Annotated in this window: 18 protein-coding genes; 12 read left to right on the forward strand and 6 right to left on the reverse strand. The window is 59.9% G+C overall.

Annotation, left to right across the window (positions count from 1 at the left end):
* Window positions 1–41 precede the first annotated feature (41 nt).
* From QIT27_RS05005 to QIT27_RS05020, 4 genes are all read left to right on the forward strand, one after another.
* Window positions 42–2,153, forward strand: a complete 2,112-nt coding sequence (locus tag QIT27_RS05005) for a methyl-accepting chemotaxis protein (RefSeq protein ID WP_285263080.1) — start codon at window positions 42–44, stop codon at window positions 2,151–2,153.
* 126 nt (window positions 2,154–2,279) lie between these two features.
* On the forward strand, window positions 2,280–2,906 hold the full coding sequence (locus QIT27_RS05010) for an SDR family oxidoreductase (RefSeq protein WP_285263081.1): 627 nt from the start codon (window positions 2,280–2,282) through the stop codon (window positions 2,904–2,906).
* Between the two features lie 171 nt (window positions 2,907–3,077).
* Window positions 3,078–3,647 (forward strand): DJ-1/PfpI family protein, encoded by a 570-nt coding sequence (locus QIT27_RS05015; protein WP_159342842.1) that lies wholly within the window; start codon window positions 3,078–3,080, stop codon window positions 3,645–3,647.
* 91 nt (window positions 3,648–3,738) lie between these two features.
* A complete protein-coding gene (locus tag QIT27_RS05020; RefSeq protein ID WP_285263082.1) occupies window positions 3,739–4,107 on the forward strand; it encodes a ribbon-helix-helix domain-containing protein in 369 nt (122 codons plus the stop codon).
* A gap of 13 nt (window positions 4,108–4,120) precedes the next feature.
* Here the strand turns inward: QIT27_RS05020 and QIT27_RS05025 are convergent, their stop codons facing one another.
* Window positions 4,121–4,885, reverse strand: coding sequence for a DUF1499 domain-containing protein (locus QIT27_RS05025; protein ID WP_285263083.1), 765 nt, complete (start codon window positions 4,883–4,885; stop codon window positions 4,121–4,123).
* Between the two features lie 113 nt (window positions 4,886–4,998).
* Here QIT27_RS05025 and QIT27_RS05030 point away from each other — a divergent pair, with 113 nt between their 5' ends.
* Window positions 4,999–5,346: a hypothetical protein gene (locus QIT27_RS05030; protein WP_159342839.1), complete on the forward strand. Its 348-nt coding sequence runs from the start codon at window positions 4,999–5,001 to the stop codon at window positions 5,344–5,346.
* Here the strand turns inward: QIT27_RS05030 and QIT27_RS05035 are convergent.
* Window positions 5,343–5,555, reverse strand: coding sequence for a DUF3820 family protein (locus QIT27_RS05035; protein WP_159342838.1), 213 nt, complete (start codon window positions 5,553–5,555; stop codon window positions 5,343–5,345). The genes QIT27_RS05030 and QIT27_RS05035 overlap by 4 nt on opposite strands.
* A 147-nt stretch (window positions 5,556–5,702) precedes the next feature.
* On the opposite strand from QIT27_RS05035, the gene mqo reads away from it, so the two are divergent.
* On the forward strand, window positions 5,703–7,376 hold the full coding sequence (gene mqo / locus QIT27_RS05040) for a malate dehydrogenase (quinone) (protein ID WP_285263084.1): 1,674 nt from the start codon (window positions 5,703–5,705) through the stop codon (window positions 7,374–7,376).
* Between the two features lie 64 nt (window positions 7,377–7,440).
* On the opposite strand, the gene QIT27_RS05045 is transcribed toward mqo, so the two are convergent.
* Complete coding sequence (locus QIT27_RS05045) at window positions 7,441–8,310, reverse strand: LysR family transcriptional regulator (protein WP_285263085.1); 870 nt, start codon at window positions 8,308–8,310, stop codon at window positions 7,441–7,443.
* Between the two features lie 145 nt (window positions 8,311–8,455).
* Between QIT27_RS05045 and QIT27_RS05050 the strand changes: the two genes are divergently transcribed.
* A complete protein-coding gene (locus tag QIT27_RS05050) occupies window positions 8,456–8,881 on the forward strand; it encodes a VOC family protein (protein ID WP_159342835.1) in 426 nt (141 codons plus the stop codon).
* Between the two features lie 20 nt (window positions 8,882–8,901).
* Here the strand turns inward: QIT27_RS05050 and QIT27_RS05055 are convergent, their stop codons facing one another.
* Window positions 8,902–9,795, reverse strand: coding sequence for an AraC family transcriptional regulator (locus QIT27_RS05055; protein ID WP_159342834.1), 894 nt, complete (start codon window positions 9,793–9,795; stop codon window positions 8,902–8,904).
* A gap of 195 nt (window positions 9,796–9,990) precedes the next feature.
* Here QIT27_RS05055 and QIT27_RS05060 point away from each other — a divergent pair, with 195 nt between their 5' ends.
* Both QIT27_RS05060 and QIT27_RS05065 read left to right on the forward strand, forming a co-directional pair.
* Window positions 9,991–11,052 (forward strand): NAD(P)-dependent alcohol dehydrogenase, encoded by a 1,062-nt coding sequence (locus QIT27_RS05060; RefSeq protein WP_285263086.1) that lies wholly within the window; start codon window positions 9,991–9,993, stop codon window positions 11,050–11,052.
* 171 nt (window positions 11,053–11,223) lie between these two features.
* Complete coding sequence (locus tag QIT27_RS05065) at window positions 11,224–12,873, forward strand: methyl-accepting chemotaxis protein (RefSeq protein ID WP_285263087.1); 1,650 nt, start codon at window positions 11,224–11,226, stop codon at window positions 12,871–12,873.
* A gap of 97 nt (window positions 12,874–12,970) precedes the next feature.
* On the opposite strand, the gene QIT27_RS05070 is transcribed toward QIT27_RS05065, so the two are convergent.
* The gene (locus QIT27_RS05070; protein ID WP_285263088.1) at window positions 12,971–13,738 is read right to left on the reverse strand and encodes a class I SAM-dependent methyltransferase; all 768 of its coding nucleotides are present in this window, start codon (window positions 13,736–13,738) and stop codon (window positions 12,971–12,973) included.
* Window positions 13,739–13,916: 178 nt separating this feature from the next.
* On the opposite strand from QIT27_RS05070, the gene QIT27_RS05075 reads away from it, so the two are divergent.
* From QIT27_RS05075 to QIT27_RS05085, 3 genes are read left to right on the forward strand one after another with little or no spacing between them, the layout of a single operon-like run.
* Window positions 13,917–14,846: a formate/nitrite transporter family protein gene (locus QIT27_RS05075; protein ID WP_285263089.1), complete on the forward strand. Its 930-nt coding sequence runs from the start codon at window positions 13,917–13,919 to the stop codon at window positions 14,844–14,846.
* A gap of 36 nt (window positions 14,847–14,882) precedes the next feature.
* The gene (gene nfsA / locus QIT27_RS05080) at window positions 14,883–15,614 is read left to right on the forward strand and encodes an oxygen-insensitive NADPH nitroreductase (RefSeq protein ID WP_253017999.1); all 732 of its coding nucleotides are present in this window, start codon (window positions 14,883–14,885) and stop codon (window positions 15,612–15,614) included.
* 10 nt (window positions 15,615–15,624) lie between these two features.
* Window positions 15,625–16,278 carry a hypothetical protein gene (locus QIT27_RS05085; protein ID WP_285263090.1) on the forward strand — a complete coding sequence of 218 codons (654 nt, stop codon included), beginning with the start codon at window positions 15,625–15,627 and terminating at the stop codon, window positions 16,276–16,278.
* On the opposite strand, the gene QIT27_RS05090 is transcribed toward QIT27_RS05085, so the two are convergent.
* A complete protein-coding gene (locus tag QIT27_RS05090; protein ID WP_285263091.1) occupies window positions 16,275–17,117 on the reverse strand; it encodes a PEP-CTERM/exosortase system-associated acyltransferase in 843 nt (280 codons plus the stop codon). The two genes, QIT27_RS05085 and QIT27_RS05090, sit on opposite strands and share 4 nt — an antisense overlap.
* Window positions 17,118–17,123: the final 6 nt, after the last annotated feature.

Genomic DNA, 17,123 nt, shown 5'->3' on the forward strand with positions numbered 1-17,123 from the left:
ATATTCCGTATGCATTATCTCTGACACAGCGAATACCCCTGATGAAAAAAACCATAAGTATCCGCGCGATGCTCATTAGCCTCTTTGCTGCCGCCGTGCTGGGTAGCATGGTGCTGGCAGGTACGGGTTGGATGACCAACCAGCGGCTGATCAACGTCCAGCACTTTGTGACCGATGAGGTGCTGCCGCTGCAAGACGCCAGCCGTAGCATGGTGTTGACCATGGGGGCCTTTGGGCAGCGCCATGCCGACCTGCTGGCGGTCAACAGCAACCAAGCGCTAGATGACGTGACGCCTCGTAGTGAGTTGGACGCGCGCTATCGCCAAGCGCGTACGGGGCTGGCGCGTATCGAGCAAACCGATGCCGCCGAACAGCTTGCCGCGCTGGACAACGAGTATGACGCATTGCTGGCCGGTGACGAGGCGCTGGAAAACGTGCGCCGTGATGCGCTGACTCTGCAAGCGCAGATGGACGAGCAGATCGTTCAGATGCAAGCGGCCATCACCAACGTCATGCGCAGTGCCGAAGACATTGCCGGGCGTACTGCCTTGGCTCAAGTGCGTGAAGAGCGCCGCCAGCGGGAACTGATGGAAGCCTGGCGGGAGGAGGGCACCACGACGCTGCCTACCCAGCTGCTGGATAATATGTTTACCGCCCGGGTCGATATTGGTCGCCTGAGTGGCAATGCGCGCATGGCCGTTGCCACGCTGTCCGATTTAGGGCGGCAAATGATGCAGGTGGATAGCATCGATGCCCTGGTCAACCTGCGCAGCAACGAGATTTCCCAACAGGTGTCGCTGGCGCGCCAGTCCCTGGCGGCGATCGCCGAGGCGCCCAGCACCACCGTCGAGCAGCGCGCCCTGATCAGCGAACTCGATGAGGTCATCGTCGAGCTGAACGGCGTGATGGTGGAAGACGCCGATTCGGTCTATGCGCTGCGCCAGCAGCAGTTGGACCTGGGGGCCCAAGTACAGGCCGCACTGACCAATGTGGCTGCCGCGACGACCGAAATGCGCGCAGCGCTTAGTGACATCGAAGCCTATACCGTTGCCCAGGCAGCCAGTGCCAGCGAAGAAGCCGAAACGCTGGCCAATGCAGGGCGTACGCTACTGATTTTGGTGACGGCAGGGGTCATCGGGGTGCTGGCCATCTTTGGCTGGCGCACGCTGGTACGTGTGCTTGGCCCGCTGGTGGCCATGCGTCGTCAAATGGAGAGCATTAGCGGTGCCGCCGGTGAAAACGCCGACCTCTCCATGCGGTTAGCGCTTCAGCGTAACGATGAGGTCGGCCAAGCCGCCCAGGCGTTCAACCGGATGATGGACACCTTCGAAGGCATGGTGTCGCAGATTCGTGAAAGCGCCGAGGCGATTGCCGCCAGCAGCCGCCAAATTGCTTCCGGCAATGAAAACCTGTCACAGCGCACGGACCAACAGGCGGCATCGCTGGCGGAGACGGCCTCCAGCCTCGAGCAGATTACCGCCACGGTCAAGCAGACCGCTGACTACGCCGATCAGGCCAAAGGAGCCAGCAGCAGCGTGGATGATCGGGCGCGCTCTGCAGGCGACGTGGCTAAACGCACCACGGCCGCCATGAGCGATATTCGTCAGGCGAGCGAGAAGATCACGTCCATCATCAAAGCCATCGACGACATCGCCTTCCAGACCAACCTGCTGGCGCTGAACGCCTCGGTAGAAGCGGCCCGTGCAGGTGAGCAGGGGCGCGGTTTTGCCGTGGTGGCACAGGAAGTGCGCAAGCTGGCGGGGCGCAGCGCAGAAGAAGCAGCGCAGATTCGCCATCTAGTGGACGACAGCGTGCAAAAAGTGAGCGAAGGCGAGCAGTTGGTCAACGCGTCGAGCCATCACTTGCAGGACATCATCGACAGCCTCTCGGAGGTAACCCGCTACGTCACCGAAATTGCCGATGCCACAAAAGAGCAGTCGGCGGGTATCGATCAGATCAACCAAGCCATCTCCCAGTTGGATCAGGTGACGCATCAAAACGCGCGCTTGGTTCAAGATGCCTCCAGCGCTAGCCAAACGCTGGATGAGCGCGCGGGCGACATGCATACGCTGGTCAGCCGCTTTCACGTCAGTCCCAGCGCCGGACAACAGGCTGCGCTGCCTGCTCGTGAGGAGCACGCGCGCCTGACGTAAGCCGATGAGCGGGACCAACGTTCTTACCGCGGGCACCGAAAGGTGCCCGCGGTTTTTGCCTCTAGGGTTGAACTTTAGGCGTGCCGCCTACACTGATAAAGCAGACACGATAGACAAGGAGGCAAAATGACGACCCTAGTGATTGGTGCCAATGGTCAGATCGGTAAACAGTTCTGCGCGTTAGCCCAAGAGGCTGGCACGCCCATCAAAGCCATGATTCGCCATGAAGAGCAGGCCGCCTGGTTTCAAGAGCGTGGCATTCAAACCGTCGTGGGCGACTTAGAAGGCGACATGGAACACGCCTTCGAAGGGTGCGATCAAATCGTCTTTACCGCCGGTTCTGGCCCGCACACCGGGCCGGACAAAACGCTACTCATCGATCTGTTTGGCGCGATCCGTGCGGCGGATATCGCCAGCCAGCAGGGACTGTCGCGTTACATCATGGTCAGCGCCATTCGGGCGGAAAAACCCTTGGAAGCCCCCGAAAAAATGCGCCCCTACATGGCCGCCAAATTCGCAGCCGATGCGCACCTGCGGCACAGCGACGTTTCCCATGTGATTTTGAAGCCCGGCCGTCTCACCGATGAGGCGCCGACGCACAAATTCGCCAACAGCGTCGAGGAAGCGGGAGACAACCAGATCTCCCGGGCCAACGTGGCTTATGCACTGCTTCGCGTGGTGCAGACCCCGAGTCTCATCAACCAGGAGATAACGCTGCTGGATGGGCAGCGGCCCATCGACGCGCTGCTGTAATCGATATCCATCCAGCTCAAGCCCGCTCGTTCGTAGCGGGCTTTTTTATGATGAGCGGGTGCCATTGGGCATGTAGTAACGGCGTACTACCTATCCCGCCTGATGGCTTGCTAGTCTGCCATGACACGCCCACCGCGTGCTCGACCGACGACAATCACAAGGAGAACGGAGATGAGCAGCAAACGCATTTTAATGATCACCGGCGACTTCACCGAAGATTACGAAACCATGGTGCCTTTCCAAGCGCTGATGGCGGTCGGGCATCGTGTCGATGCAGTCTGCCCGGGTAAGGCTTCGGGAGATACCGTGGCCACTGCCATTCACGACTTCGAAGGCGACCAAACGTATACCGAAAAGCCAGGCCACCGGTTTGCCCTCAATGCGGATTTCGCAAGCGTCGACCCGGCGGATTACGACGCCCTGGTCGTGCCCGGCGGTCGAGCGCCGGAGTACCTGCGGCTCAATCAAGACGTGCTCGCCATGGTGAAACACTTTTTCGATACCCAGAAACCGGTCGCGGCGATCTGCCACGGGGCTCAACTGCTGGCGGCAGCCAAGGTGCTGGAGGGCAAGCAGTGCTCGGCGTACCCCGCTTGCCAGCCCGAGGTCGAACTGGCCGGTGGTCGGTTCGCAGCGTTAGACGTCACCGAGGCGGTGACCGATGGCAACCTCGTCACGGCCCCCGCTTGGCCCGCCCACCCCGCTTGGCTGGCGCAGTTCATGGCGCTACTCGACAAATAGTGGCCTCGTCGTGAAGGTGCGCGCCTCTGCTGGGCGCGCACTCGCTCAGCCGCTATGCTAATCGGAGACGGTGGGTTTGGAGGAAGTGACCATGTGCAAACTGTTTATCGATGCGGACCCGGCACTGTGGCGCAGCGCCACGCACTCACTGCGTATCGATGGCATGGTGACCAGCGTGCGGATGGAGAACTATTTCTGGCAACTGCTGGAAGAGATTGCCCAGCGCGACGGAATGAACACCGCGCAGATGATCACCCGGCTGTACCATGAATCGATCGATGCCGGGCATGACCTGGGTAACTTCACCTCGTTTTTGCGGGTGTGTGCGCTGCGCTACCAGGCCCTACAGCTAAGGGGGGAGATTCCCGCCAGCGTGACCGTGCCCATTGGCGAGCTGGACGCCCAGCAGATTTTGGCCAGCGAACGTACGCGGGATGACCACCAAAAACGCGTTCATTAAGGTCGGCGCGGTGCTACTCCAACCGCTTGCGTAGTGCGTTCAAAAAGGTCTCGATGCGCAGCGCATTGGTGCCCACGTCGCTGGCACCCAGCCGCGATGCCGACCGCATGTCCACCTGAGTACGCTCGCCCTGTTCGGTCAGTCGAATCACCACGTCATCCTCAAAGCCAAACCAGCGCGTCACGGCAGTGGCTTCCAAACGGGTCGGGGTGATCTCGGCAATGTCCCAGCCGGCGGCATCTACTTCGGCTTGAACCGCGGCCAGCACGGTCGCGGCGGGAGCATTCACCACCAGGGGTTGTACGTTCGGGTAAGCGGCGCGCTGCTGCTCGGCAGTGGCATCGCCTGGATACGCCACCCCGTTAGGGGCCGCCTCGCGCTCATCGCGTAGGGCAACGAATGGGGGCGGCTGCTGGGTATCGGTGGTGATGTCATGAATCACCGGCGCTTCTTGGGCGCGCTGCCACTGTTGCCATGGCATGTAGAGTAGGGTGGCCGTGGCAAGCAGAACGCCAATGGCCGCGATAGCCGTTCCCCCGAGCCGCAGGATGGCACTGACCAGCAGCACGAGTACGCTCAGCGCGACGGCGGCCGTCGCCGCATAAACGCCGTTTCGCAGTAGATTGAAGGCCTCCCCTAAGGAGATCCACTGCCAGCGATAGGCGGGACCAGCGCCTGCCATGAGTAGTGCCGCTGCCAGCAGCGCCAGCACGCTCAACCAAACGATGACATGGAGCCAGCGGCGTTTGGCGGGCTGATGTGGGCGTTGTCTAACCATAAGCTCCCTCTTGGTGATTGCCACTCAATCGTCACGCATTGGCAACAGCATAGCCAGCGATGTGGTAGCGTGGCTATCTTTCTCTACCGCCGCTTAGAACGAGTAACTCCCCCATGCACTCAGCCGATGTCGACGCTCTTGCCCGCCAAGTCCGTGCCCTTCTGATGCAAGCTCCCTCCAACGCGTTGCCGATGACCTATCAGCACGTTGCCAGCGCGCTAGGGCTGACGCCCCCGCGCACCATTGCACGGGTGGCCCAAGCGCTCGAGCAGTTGATGGACGAGGACGTCGCCGCCGGGCGACCCATGATCGCCGCGCTGGTCATCAGCCGTCGGGGTGACGACATACCGGCCACCGGCTTTTTCGAGAAAGCCGTCGCGCTAGGCCGGTTTCCGGACGACCCCGACCAGCATCGCCACCGTTACATGGAAGAGCGAGCGCAGGCGCTGCGCGCTCGTTAACGGTTGCGTAGCGGTGTGAGCAGATCGCTCAGGCCGTTATGGTCGATCTCATGCATCAGTTGCAAGAGCTGTCCAATCTCGCCGTTGGGAAACCCCTCCCGGGCAAACCAGTTCAAATAAGGGCCCGGTAGATCGGCGATGAGCCAGCCTTCGTATTTGCCAAACGGCATCGTTCGCGTCACCAATGTTTCCAGGTCTTCTGGCTTCATGCGTTAATTCCTTTCATTCTCATTTAAGATTTCTTTTATGTTCCCGTGAACAGGGTTATTTGTTAGACTTTCGTCGCAATTTTTATCCCCTCGACGCTGGGCACCCGCTGTTCCGGCACGTCATTTCTGTATCGTCAGGGACATGACATGCAAAAACGTTTAAGTCTGTTACTTTGTTCACCACTGTTAGCCCTTGCCGCCATGCCCGTCGCCGCCGATGAACCGGTCGACGTAGTGCTGATTGGAGGCGGTATCATGAGCGCGACCCTGGGCACTTACTTGCAAGAGTTAGAGCCTGAGTGGGACATTCATCTCTATGAGCGCCTGGATCAAGTCGCTCAAGAGAGTTCCAATGCTTGGAACAACGCCGGTAGCGGCCACTCTGCGTTCATGGAAATGAACTACACGCCGGATGCCAGTGGCCGTGTCGAGATCCAGCGCGCGATCAACGTCACCGAGCAGTTCGAGATCTCTCGTCAGTTCTGGGCGCATCAGGTCGAGAACGGCATTCTTGGTGAGCCCTCCTCATTTATCAATAGCGTGCCGCACATTGCCGTGGTGTGGGGCGATGAGGACGTCAATTTCCTGCGCGAGCGTTACGACGCCATGACGCAGAATCCGCTGTACGCGGGCATGGAGTACTCGGAAGATCGCGCTGAGCTGGCCGAGTGGATGCCGCTGGTCATGGAAGGTCGTGAAAACGACGACCGCCCGGTGGCTGCCACGCGCATGCAGATGGGAACCGAGGTGAACTACGGGGCTCAGGCCCGTGAGATGGTCGAAGCGCTGACGCGCAGCGAGCACTTCACGCTGGGGTTGAACAGCGAAGTGCGCGACCTGACCCGCAACGACGATGACACTTGGCACGTCACCATTGCCAACTTGGAAAGCGGTGAAGAGAGCACCGTCGATGCGCGCTATGTGTTCATCGGCGCAGGCGGGGCTGCGCTTCCGCTGCTGCAGGCATCGGGGATTCCCGAGGCCGAGGCTTACGCGGGCTTCCCCGTTGGCGGCCAGTTCCTCTACACCACCAACCCGGACGTGGTGTCGCAGCACGACGTGAAAGCGTACGGTAAAGCGGGGGAAGGGTCGCCGCCCATGTCCGTTCCGCACCTGGACCTGCGCTACTTGGATGGTGAACCGGCGCTGTTCTTCGGCCCCTTCGCCACGTTCTCCAGCAAGTTCTTGAAAGAGGGCTCTTGGACGGACTTGTTTGGCTCCATGACGCTGGACAACACCTGGCCCATGGTGGAAGTCGGTCTGGATAACTTCAATCTGGTGAGCTACCTCGTGGGCCAGGTACTGATGTCTGACGATGACCGCTTCGAAGCGCTGCAAGCGTACTACCCCAACGCTAACCGCGACGATTGGGAACTGTGGACGGCGGGCCAGCGCGTACAGATCATCAAGAACGACCCCGAGCGTGGCGGCGTGCTGCAATTCGGTACGGAAGTCGTGACGTCGCAAGACGGCACCATGTCTGCGCTGCTGGGCGCTTCGCCGGGTGCTTCGACTGCGCCGTCGATAATGCTTGGCCTGCTGGACCGCGTATTCCCGACTCACGTGGCAAGCGACGAGTGGCAGTCCACGCTGACCGAGATCATTCCTTCCTACGGCCAAAAGCTGGCAGAGAACCCTGAGCTGTTGAGCGAGGTGCGCGCTTACACGGCACGGACGCTCGCGCTAGACGAGCCCATGAATCTGTCCAACGAGGCCGACGCCGCAGACGAATCCAACCAAGCCGCTGACGAGGCATCGCAAGAAGAGCCGAGCGCTACAGAAGACAGCGCTACGGAAGACGAGAACACCACCGAGGCCTAGGCCACGTGCAGGATGGGCTCATTTGCGCCAGCCTTCGGGCTGGCGTTTTAGTGTGCGGCAGCGGTTACTTGGTGGCTACTTGCGTCAGCAGGGCGGCCAGGGCCTGGGCCGGTTCGCTGAGCTGACCGCTGGCGCGGTGAACGATACCGATATCGCGATGGAAGGTGTGCTCGTTCAAGTCGATGGCCCGCACGCCAGTGGGCCAGCGCTGGAGAGCGCTTGGTTGCGGTGCCAGCGCGACGCCCACGCCGTTGGCCACTAGCTGTACGATGGCGTCGAGCTCGTCGACTTCACACACATCATGTACTTGGCAGTGATTGTCTCTCAGAAAGCGGTCGACCTGGCGCCCGCCAAACGAGGCGCGGTCATAGCGCACGAACGGCTGGCTGGAGAGTAACTCACGCCAATCGTTACCGGCCATTTGGCGGGGCACCAGTAACCGAAACGGCTCATGGGCAAGAGGCTGCCAGCGTAGGTCGCTGTGTAGCGAAAAAGGTGGACGAATGATCACCGCCATATCCAGTTCTCCCGCATCCACCTGATTCATCAGCGCCAGTGACAGTCCCGGCACCACGCGGGAGCGGCATTCGGGAAATTGGCGATGAAAGCGCGCCAATACGCTTGGTAGCAGCGAGCGCTGAATGGAGGCTATCGCCCCCAAGGTAACGCGGGTAGCGGCCTCTTGCCCAGCGGAGGAGGCGCCTAAGGTGCCGTACAGGGCCAGCAGTACCTGGGCTTGTTGCAGCGTTTCGTGTCCGCGCTGGGTGAGAACCGCTGCCCGCCCGCTGCGTTCGAACAGCGCCACGCCAAGCTCGGCCTCCAAGCGCTTCATCTGCGCGCTGACGGCGGCTTGGGTCAAGCCGATACGTTTGCCCGCTGCCGCAAAGGTGCCGTGCTGGGCAACGGCGATGAGCGTCCTGAGTTCGCGGATCATGGTCTATGTATTCATCAATAAAAGTTGTGAATAGATCAAAAAACAATTGATTTTATTTTTACATGTCGCCTTTTAGGATAGTGACACGGACCTAACGCAGCGCGCTAGCCATCTACCAACAAAAGCACTCAATCAGGAGATACCCATGAGCCTTTCCCCTTTCCACTTAGCGATTCCGGTGTACGACGTTGCCTTGGCGCGTACTTTTTACAATGACGTGTTTGGTCTGGAAGAGGGTCGCTCCAGCGATCACTGGGTCGACTTTAACTTCTTCGGCCATCAGCTCGTCATTCATGAGCACCCCAAAACGCCGGGCCAGGAGAGCGCCCACACCAACCCGGTAGATGGTCATAACGTGCCGGTGCCGCACTTTGGGGTGATTTTGGAGTGGGACGAGTGGGAAGCGCTGGCCGAGCGGTTGAAAGCGCGTGGCACTGACTTCGTCATCGAGCCTTACATTCGCTTCAAAGGTGAAGTAGGCGAGCAGGCCACCATGTTCCTGCTCGACCCCTGCGGTAACGCGCTGGAGTTCAAGGCCTTCAAAGACAAGCGCCAAATCTTCGCTAAATAAGCGTCGAACGCCCGTGCGCCTTACGCGCGCAGCGCCTGCTCCTGGCGGCGATGCTGGAGGGGCGACTCACCAAAATAGCGTTTATAGTCGCGGCTGAACTGCGGCACGCTGCGGTAACCTACCGCCAGTGCAGCTTGATTCACGTTGTGGCTATCCTGCAAGAGGAGCTGCTGCGCTTTGATCAAGCGCAGCCGTTTGAGGTACTGGGCAGGCGAGGCGCGGGTAATTTGCTTGAAGTGCTGGTGAAACGTCGACACGCTCATGTTCGCCTGCTGCGCGAGCTGCTCTACTGAAAAATCGTCAGCAAAGTGGCTGTGGAGCTGCGAGAGCACTTGCACGATACGTGAGTAGTTGCCGTGCCCCTGTACCAGCGCGCGTAAGGCAGGCCCTTGTTCGCCCTTGAGCGCCTCGAATACCACGTCGCGTATGCGGGCATCTCCCATGGTGCTGCACTCCACCGCATCGTGCAAGGTGCGCGCCAAGCGTAAGACGGCCGCCTGCATCCCCTCGTTCATTGCCACCGAGGCCATCGGCAGGGGCGTGATGTCCGGCTGGTAACGGTCGCCCATGGCGGTGACCATTTCACTGAGCAGTGCCGGGTCGAGTTTGACCGAAATGCCCAGCAGCGGCGCCTCCGGAGAGCCGTGGGTCTCGCACTCGAATGGCAGAGGAAGCGTTTGAACCAGGTAGTGCCCGGGGTTGTAGTGAATCTCCCGGTCGCCCAGATAGCCCACTTTACGCCCCTGGGCGATGATGATGAGACTCGGTTCATACATTAGCGGCGTGCGTACCTGGTGTCGGCCTAGGCAGAGCAGGCTGACGCGGTTCAGGCGGGAGGGGCTGGGTCCATCGCTCTTTACGAGCGGAGTGATGAGGTCGGCAAGGGCATTGCCGACATGGGCGGTGCTGGCCATGGACTCTCCTTACGCTTTGTAATCGTTGGGTTGCGAGAATTATGACGTTTTTCTGACTTATTTTGTTATTTTATTGCACCTGATTAGAGAAATAAGCAAAAAAAACGTAGCTTCGTTCATCGCTATCTCCCCTTAGGCGGCCAATAATGGAAGCACCTTTCCGCACCTGCGGGATGTATTTAAAAAGGAGTTTTCATGAGCCAAGCAAAATCTTACGCCGCGTTTTCCGCTGACAAGCCCCTCGCGCCGTTTACCTTTGATCGTCGTGAGCCGCGTCCCGACGATGTTGCCATTGAAATCCTTTACTGCGGCGTATGCCACAGCGACCTGCACTTTGCCCGTAACGACTGGGGCATGAGCCAGTACCCGGTCGTGCCGGGCCACGAAATCGTGGGCCGCGTCACGGCCGTGGGCAGCGACGTGACCCGTTTCAAAGCCGGTGACCTGGTCGGCGTGGGTTGCATGGTCGATTCCTGCCGCACCTGCTCTGCCTGTCAAGATGGCGTAGAGCAGTACTGCCTGGAAGGGTTCACCATGACCTACGGCAGCCCGGACCGCCAGGACGGTACCCTGACTCAGGGCGGCTACTCCGACTCCATCGTGGTCAGCGAGCACTTCGTTCTGCAGATGCCTGACGGTATCGATCTGGCCTCCGCTGCGCCCATCCTGTGTGCCGGTATCACCACCTACTCGCCGCTGAAGCATCACGGCGTGGGCAAAGGCCACAAGGTCGGCGTGATCGGCATGGGTGGCCTGGGCCACATGGGCGTCAAACTGGCCAAGGCGCTGGGTGCCGAAGTGACCGTATTCACGCGCTCCGATGCCAAAGTCGAAGAAGCCAAGCGCAACGGTGCCGACCACGTGGTGGTCTCCAGCGACCAAGCACAGATGGATGCCGTGGCCGAAACCTTCGACTTCATGCTCGATACCGTGCCGGTTCAGCACGACTTGAACCCCTACCTGGCGTCGCTGAAGTATGACGGTACGCACATTCTGGTCGGCCTGCTAGAGCCCATCGAACCGGCCATCGAAGCGTTCAACCTCGTGTTCAAGCGTCGCGTCGTGGCAGGCTCTTTGATCGGCGGCATTGCGGAAACCGAAGAGCTGCTCAAGCTGTGCGCCGAGCAGAACATCACCTGCGATATCGAAATGCTCGATATCAACAAGATCAACGAAGGCTTCGAGCGCATGGAGAAAGGTGACGTGCGCTATCGCTTCGTGATCGACATGGCGACTCTAAAAGAGACCGCTGCCTAAGCCATCGAGCGTCGGCAAGCCCACCCCCTCAAGGCGGTGGGCTTTTTTGTTTTGTCGTTATGTAAAATTTATTGGTATACAAAGGTCGTAGTGGCGTCATATTTCTGCTCGTCTTGCTTTACCCTCCTGACAGGTGGGGTAACAACTAATAAAGCAGAAGGGAACGCAGCGATGAAACAACTCTCCATCAAGTGGAGCCTGACGGCTGCCTTGGCACTGCTCGTAGTGATGATCGGCTTGATCAGCGCGTTGGGGTTTTACACCAATACCACCAGCGATCGAGCACTCAGCGAGATCAATAACATCAACGTGCGACTCGCCAACTTGGCGAACCGCACCCAAGTGAATGCGCTTAGGGCGCAAACCTTCCTCGACCGCTCGGCCAGTTTCAGTACCCAGGGCAATCCGGATAAAGGGCAGGAGAGCCTGGCCATGGCGGCAGACGCCGTGACGGCAGCGCAAAGTCGCTTTGACGAGTTCTCGGCGATTCCCGTAACACCGGAAAGCGAGCTGGCCCAGCGGCGTGACAACGTGATCGCGGCCTATCACGCCTTCGTGACCGACGGCATCGTGCCGTTATTGGATGCCGCGCCGTTTCAAATTCAGCGTCAACAGGAAGCGTTGGGCGAGCTGGGGGCTAACCTGGATACCGCGATGGGCGAGTTCGTGGCCTACACCGAGGCACGCGGCCAGCAAGTCATGGGCCAGGTGGAGCGCTTGGCGACGATTGGTGGTGCGGTAGCGGTTGGTCTGCTGCTGTTTTCCCTGCTGGCGGCGGTCGTCATTCGTATGGCGATGATGCGTGGCGTGGTGACCCCGCTCCAGCAGGCGCTGGGGCATTTCGACCGCATTGCCAACGGTGATTTGACCGGGCGTATCGAAGACCGTGGCCGTAACGAAATTGGTCAGCTCTTCATCGGTTTAGCGACCATGCAAGAGAAGCTGAAGACACTGGTGATGTCGCTGCGTAGCAGCAGTGAACACGTCTACAGCGGCGCCAGCGATATCTCGTCGGGCAGTCAAGACCTCTCTTCACGTACCGAGCAGCAGGCCTCGGCGCTGCAACAAACGGCCTCCAGCATGGAGCAAATGGCCACCACGGTGAGCAAAAATGCCGAGATAGCCCAGGAGGCCGACCAGCTCTCGGTCGCGGCCTCCCAATCTGCCGAGGCGAGCGGCGAAGAGGTCGAGCGTACCGTCCAGCTCATGCGCGAGATCGCCGCCAGCGCCGATCGGGTCAACGATATCATCGGTGTGATCGACTCGATTGCCTTCCAAACCAACATTCTGGCGCTCAACGCCTCGGTAGAGGCGGCGCGGGCAGGCGAGCAGGGGCGTGGCTTTGCGGTGGTGGCGAGCGAAGTGCGCTCGCTGGCGACCCGCAGTGCGGAGTCGGCCAAAGAGATTCGGGGGCTGATCGAACAAACCACCACCCAAATCAACAGCGGCGCCACGCAGGCCGAACGGAGCGGCGAGACGCTGAGCCAGACCGTCGACGCCATTCGTCAGGTCACCACGCTGATGGGGGAGATCTCCACGGCTACCCGAGAGCAAAACAGTGGCATCGAACAGATCAACGCTGCACTGACGGAAATGGACTCGGTGACCCAGCAAAACGCTGCGCTGGTGCAGCAAACCAGCTCGGCGGCAAGCGCGCTGGAAGGGCAAGCCAGCCAGCTTGCCACGCTCATGGCGACGTTCCGGCTAGCCGAAGGGAGCCAGCCGCCTGCGGCGAGTGCCCCGTTGGTGGAGCAGCGCCCGGCGGCCAAGCCTGCTGCGCAGTCGACGGTGTCGAGCAGCGACGACTGGGATGAGTTCTAGCCAGCGGCCCTATCTGTCTATCTTTCTCATCCTTACATCCCTTCAGGGCGGCTAACGAGCCGCCCTGTTTTTTTAGGAACGATAAGAGGGAGCGCGTTTAAACGTGGGCGACGACGCGGATGCGCACGTAGTCTGCCGTCCAGTTGCCGTGGCCGTCGCTCAGACTGTGGGCCAGCAGGTTGAGGGTGTTATCGAAAATGGCATCTTTCAGGTCCTCTTCCAGGCCGTGGAAGAAAGGACTGGCAAAGGTATCCAGCCAGCTCGCCATGCCCGTCGGCAGCGGCGTAGGGCGGGGAATGAGCTCGACGCTATCGACCCGAAAGCCGACCGTTTGCAACAGATTGGTGTACTCCTGGGTAGTGGGGAAGTACCACGGGTGACGGCCCTTCGAGCTGATACCGCGGAACTGGAGCGAGGCAATCAGCGCGGTGCAGATAGCCGCCACGTTGCCATGGCCACCAAACTCTGCCACGAAACGCCCACCGGGCTTCAAGGCGCGTTTTATGCCCGCCAGGACGGCTTGCGGGTCGAGCATCCAGTGCAGCGCCGCGTTGCTGAAGACCGCGTCGAATTCGTGGTCGAAGGGCAGCTGATGCCCGTCGATCACGCGCGCCGTTACGCCGCGCTGTTGGGCGGCGGCAACCATCTCTGCTGAGGCATCGATCCCTACGACGTCCGCGCCAAGCTGCATGATGCGTTCGGTGAGGGCACCGTCGCCGCAGCCCACGTCCAAAATGCGCTGACCTGGTTGGGGCGAAAGCAGGCGGAGGACCTCCGTACCTAGATCGGGAACAAAGCTGGCGTGCTCCGCATACCGACCGGCGTTCCATGCCTGGCCGGGCGGTGTGTGAGAGGCGTTAGACATATCGGCTTCCTAGCAACGTGATGAGGCCTGAGGGTTAGAAATAGTATAGCGAGCGTTGTCTTTCTCGCGTGCAACATCGCGTAAAAATTCTTTATCCACCGTACGTTAACCCCCTTGAGTGGCTACCCAATCTTAGACAATAGCGTTACGCTGAAAACTCACTAGGGAGAGAGCCAGCATGAACCAACAGCACCAAGCGGATGACAATTTTGAAGGGGGGGATCAGCGTCGTGAGGAGCACGGCCAGCATGAGCCAACTTCCCAGGCGTCGAGTAATCAGCAGGAAGCGCGAGAGGCGAACTTGCCCTCCAGAGCTGCCGTGGTGCATCAGCATTTACGCTTAGAGGGGCAAAAGGAGCTCTCGCGAGACTCCATGGCGCTGCTATGGTCGGCCATTGCGGCGGGTATCTCGATGAGTTTCTCCATGGTGGCGCGCGGCGTCATGCATGCCCATCTGCCGCAAACCGACATTGGTTTTTTAGTCGAGTGCCTAGGCTATACCGTGGGCTTCATTGCCGTCATTTTGGCCCGCCAACAGCTCTTTACCGAAAACACGGTCACGGCCGTGCTGCCCGTCATGAGCCGCCCAACGCTGCCGAACCTTGGAGCATTGGGCAGGTTATGGGGCGTGGTACTGGTAGGCAACCTGATGGGGGCCGCGCTCTCTTCCTTTACCTTCCTGCACATGCCGATGTTCGACGAGGCAACGCACCAAGCGTTCATCGCCCTTGGGGAGCACATGATGGCGAATACGCCCATGGAAATGTTCTCTAAAGGGATTCTCGCTGGCTGGATGATTGCGACCCTGGTGTGGCTGATTCCCGCCGCCGACCAGGCCAAGGTGTGGATCATCATCATCGTGACCTACGTCATGGCGATTGGAGAGTTCACTCACATCATCGTCGGCACCAGCGAAGCGCTGTATTTGGTGTTCGATGGCCATATTTCCTGGTACGACGCGGTGGTGGGTTTTGCACTGCCGACGCTGGCCGGTAACGTCATTGGCGGCACCTTCATTTTCGCGCTGATCAGCCATGCACAGATTCGTGGCGACGTCGAGGCGCAGCGGGAGTGTAAGCAGGGCCTGTTCAACCGCCGTAAACACTAATCCGCCCAATGGACAACCACCCAAGAGGTACGTGATATGAACGATGTGATCAAGCTACTCAATGCCCACCGGTCGATTCGTAAATTCACCGATCAAGCGATTCCCCAGGGGCTACTGCGCGAACTGATTCAAGCGGGCCAAGCGGCAGCGACATCGAGCCATGTGCAGGCGTACACGGTGATTCATGTCAAAGATACCGCCAATCGCGAAGCGATTGCTGAGCTGGCCGGTGGCCAAGGTTACGTGGCCAGCAGCGCGGCGTTTTTGGTCTTCTGTGCCGACATGAAGCGCCCCACCGATGCCTCTGAGCGTACCGGCGCCAACGTCGAGCGCGGCATGACCGAACAGCTTCTGGTCGCCACCGTGGATACGGCGCTCATGGCGCAAAACGTGGCGGTCGCCGCCGAATCAGAAGGCTTGGGTATATGCTACATCGGTGGTATTCGCAATGACCCGGACGCCGTCAGTGAGCTGCTGCGTCTGCCAGCCCATGTCTACCCGGTGTTCGGCATGTGTCTGGGCTACCCAGCGCATCAGCCGGAAGTGAAGCCGCGCCTGCCCGTTGAAGCGATTCTAAAAGAGGACTACTACACTGATGATAGCGATCATGTGGCCGCCTTTGACGACACCATGCAGGCGTACTATCAGTCTCGGAGTAGCGGCAATAAAAACAGTGATTGGTCGCACAACCTAACCCCTCTGTTCGATAGCAAGCTGCGCCCCCATATGCGTGACTTCTTGGTGAAACGCGGCTTTACCATGAAATAAGGAGTCCTCTATGTCTCTACAGCGTGCCTACGTGCTACTGGCCGGACTTTACAGCCTGCTACCCGTGATGGGAGTCGTGGCGATCTTTTCCGGTGGGGGAACACCGCTTGCCATGGCGCACCTGTTTTTCGGGGCGCTGGGCGTGGCAGGGCTGTGGGGATACATCTTGAATCGCGCCGTCATGAGTCAGCGCATGTGGCGACCATTGGCAGCGGTCTTGTCGTTGGGGAGTTTGCTGCAGCTCGTCATCATGCTGACCATGCCGTTGTCCGGCGTGCTGCTGACCTGGATGCTCACCAGCAGCATTTTCGCCGTGCTGCTGGCGGTGCTGCTCTACCACTACGGCAACCGCGACCAGCCGCTATGGGCCACTGACGAAGAGCGTGACGCGGCCCAGCGGCTAGCGACGCTGCTGGCGCAGCAGCCAAACGTCACGCTGGTACACCGGGAGCCGGGCCATGAAAACAGCGTCAAGGTGGCGAAGGTGGGCAGCGACTACCTCGCCAACGTCACGCGTCGCTATCACACCGAAGACGAGGTTCGCCAGGAAACCTTCGAACGTCGCTTCCGACATCCCGAAACGCTGGTCTATTTCGTCGACAAGTTTGCCAGCATCACCCCCCAAAGCGTGTCGACGCCATCTACCGCTGCGCCTGCGGCTTAATGAGCATAGACGCAGGTGGTGGCCGGTAGTTGGGCGGCAAGCTGCGTCTTGATGGTGTGGTAAAGCGGAACGATGCGCTTAGGCAGGCTCTCTTCCGCGACCCGCTGGTCGATGTAGTAGGGCGCGCGACTGCCGCAGTAATTGATGACCCCACCTACCTGATGGAAATGCAGCCCCGAGGCTTTCAATAAACGGCTAAAGCGCGGCTCTAACATGGCAAAAACATGGTAGCGCCCGCTGAGCCCCACCATGGCCGTGGCCGCTAAAAAGAGGCTCAGGCTCAAGAGCGCCGGGCTCTCTTTGATGCTTTCGTAAGGCGTTTGAAGCGCTGGAAAAGGCGAGGGACGTCGTGCATCAGAGGTGGAAGCGGCTGGCCCAGCGCGGCCTTTCGGCTTTTTACGAACGGTGGGGTGAACGGCTAAGCGCGATACTTCGCAGGTTTTATGAAGTGGAAACGTATGCGGGTGGGCGTCGGGAATAAAGAGGTGGGCATGATAGTAATCTTCCAGCGGTAGGCCTCGGGCGGGTTGTCCTGGGACGGGGTCGATCAATACCACCCTGACGCAGCCCACGTCGACCCCCGTGGCGTTATGGTGAAGCAAACAGAGCAGCGAGTGTTGATCGTGCTCGTCGCGCTCGATGTTCAGAGCGCTTTCCTTGCCAATGGCGTAGTTGAGTTCTTCGATGAATACCGCGTGGCGCAGTGCAAACGCCCGGTGCTGCTCGTCGGGGGTTTGGGCAATCAGCAGTCTGAAGTGGTCGTTGAAAAACGTAGGGCTAAAGGTCGTGTCTTCGAGGATCTCTGGCGTGGTCATGGCGGGGGTTATTGTCGTTATCACCAGCGT

This window comes from Halomonas sp. LC1, from assembly GCF_030247125.1.
In the GTDB taxonomy this organism is placed as follows: Bacteria; Pseudomonadota; Gammaproteobacteria; order Pseudomonadales; family Halomonadaceae; genus Vreelandella.

Bases quoted from the DNA above. Each gene is read 5' to 3' on its own strand.
- QIT27_RS05060 (WP_285263086.1), top strand. From the start codon at position 9,991: ATGAGCCAAGCAAAATCTTACGCCGCGTTTTCCGCTGACAAGCCCCTC.
- mqo (WP_285263084.1), top strand. From the start codon at position 5,703: ATGCAAAAACGTTTAAGTCTGTTACTTTGTTCACCACTGTTAGCCCTT.
- QIT27_RS05020 (WP_285263082.1), top strand. From the start codon at position 3,739: ATGTGCAAACTGTTTATCGATGCGGACCCGGCACTGTGGCGCAGCGCC.
- QIT27_RS05085 (WP_285263090.1), top strand. From the start codon at position 15,625: ATGTCTCTACAGCGTGCCTACGTGCTACTGGCCGGACTTTACAGCCTG.
- QIT27_RS05050 (WP_159342835.1), top strand. From the start codon at position 8,456: ATGAGCCTTTCCCCTTTCCACTTAGCGATTCCGGTGTACGACGTTGCC.
- QIT27_RS05005 (WP_285263080.1), top strand. From the start codon at position 42: ATGAAAAAAACCATAAGTATCCGCGCGATGCTCATTAGCCTCTTTGCT.
- QIT27_RS05035 (WP_159342838.1), bottom strand. From the start codon at position 5,555: ATGAAGCCAGAAGACCTGGAAACATTGGTGACGCGAACGATGCCGTTT.
- QIT27_RS05030 (WP_159342839.1), top strand. From the start codon at position 4,999: ATGCACTCAGCCGATGTCGACGCTCTTGCCCGCCAAGTCCGTGCCCTT.
- QIT27_RS05015 (WP_159342842.1), top strand. From the start codon at position 3,078: ATGAGCAGCAAACGCATTTTAATGATCACCGGCGACTTCACCGAAGAT.
- QIT27_RS05055 (WP_159342834.1), bottom strand. From the start codon at position 9,795: ATGGCCAGCACCGCCCATGTCGGCAATGCCCTTGCCGACCTCATCACT.
- QIT27_RS05025 (WP_285263083.1), bottom strand. From the start codon at position 4,885: ATGGTTAGACAACGCCCACATCAGCCCGCCAAACGCCGCTGGCTCCAT.
- nfsA (WP_253017999.1), top strand. From the start codon at position 14,883: ATGAACGATGTGATCAAGCTACTCAATGCCCACCGGTCGATTCGTAAA.
- QIT27_RS05070 (WP_285263088.1), bottom strand. From the start codon at position 13,738: ATGTCTAACGCCTCTCACACACCGCCCGGCCAGGCATGGAACGCCGGT.
- QIT27_RS05045 (WP_285263085.1), bottom strand. From the start codon at position 8,310: ATGATCCGCGAACTCAGGACGCTCATCGCCGTTGCCCAGCACGGCACC.
- QIT27_RS05065 (WP_285263087.1), top strand. From the start codon at position 11,224: ATGAAACAACTCTCCATCAAGTGGAGCCTGACGGCTGCCTTGGCACTG.
- QIT27_RS05075 (WP_285263089.1), top strand. From the start codon at position 13,917: ATGAACCAACAGCACCAAGCGGATGACAATTTTGAAGGGGGGGATCAG.
- QIT27_RS05010 (WP_285263081.1), top strand. From the start codon at position 2,280: ATGACGACCCTAGTGATTGGTGCCAATGGTCAGATCGGTAAACAGTTC.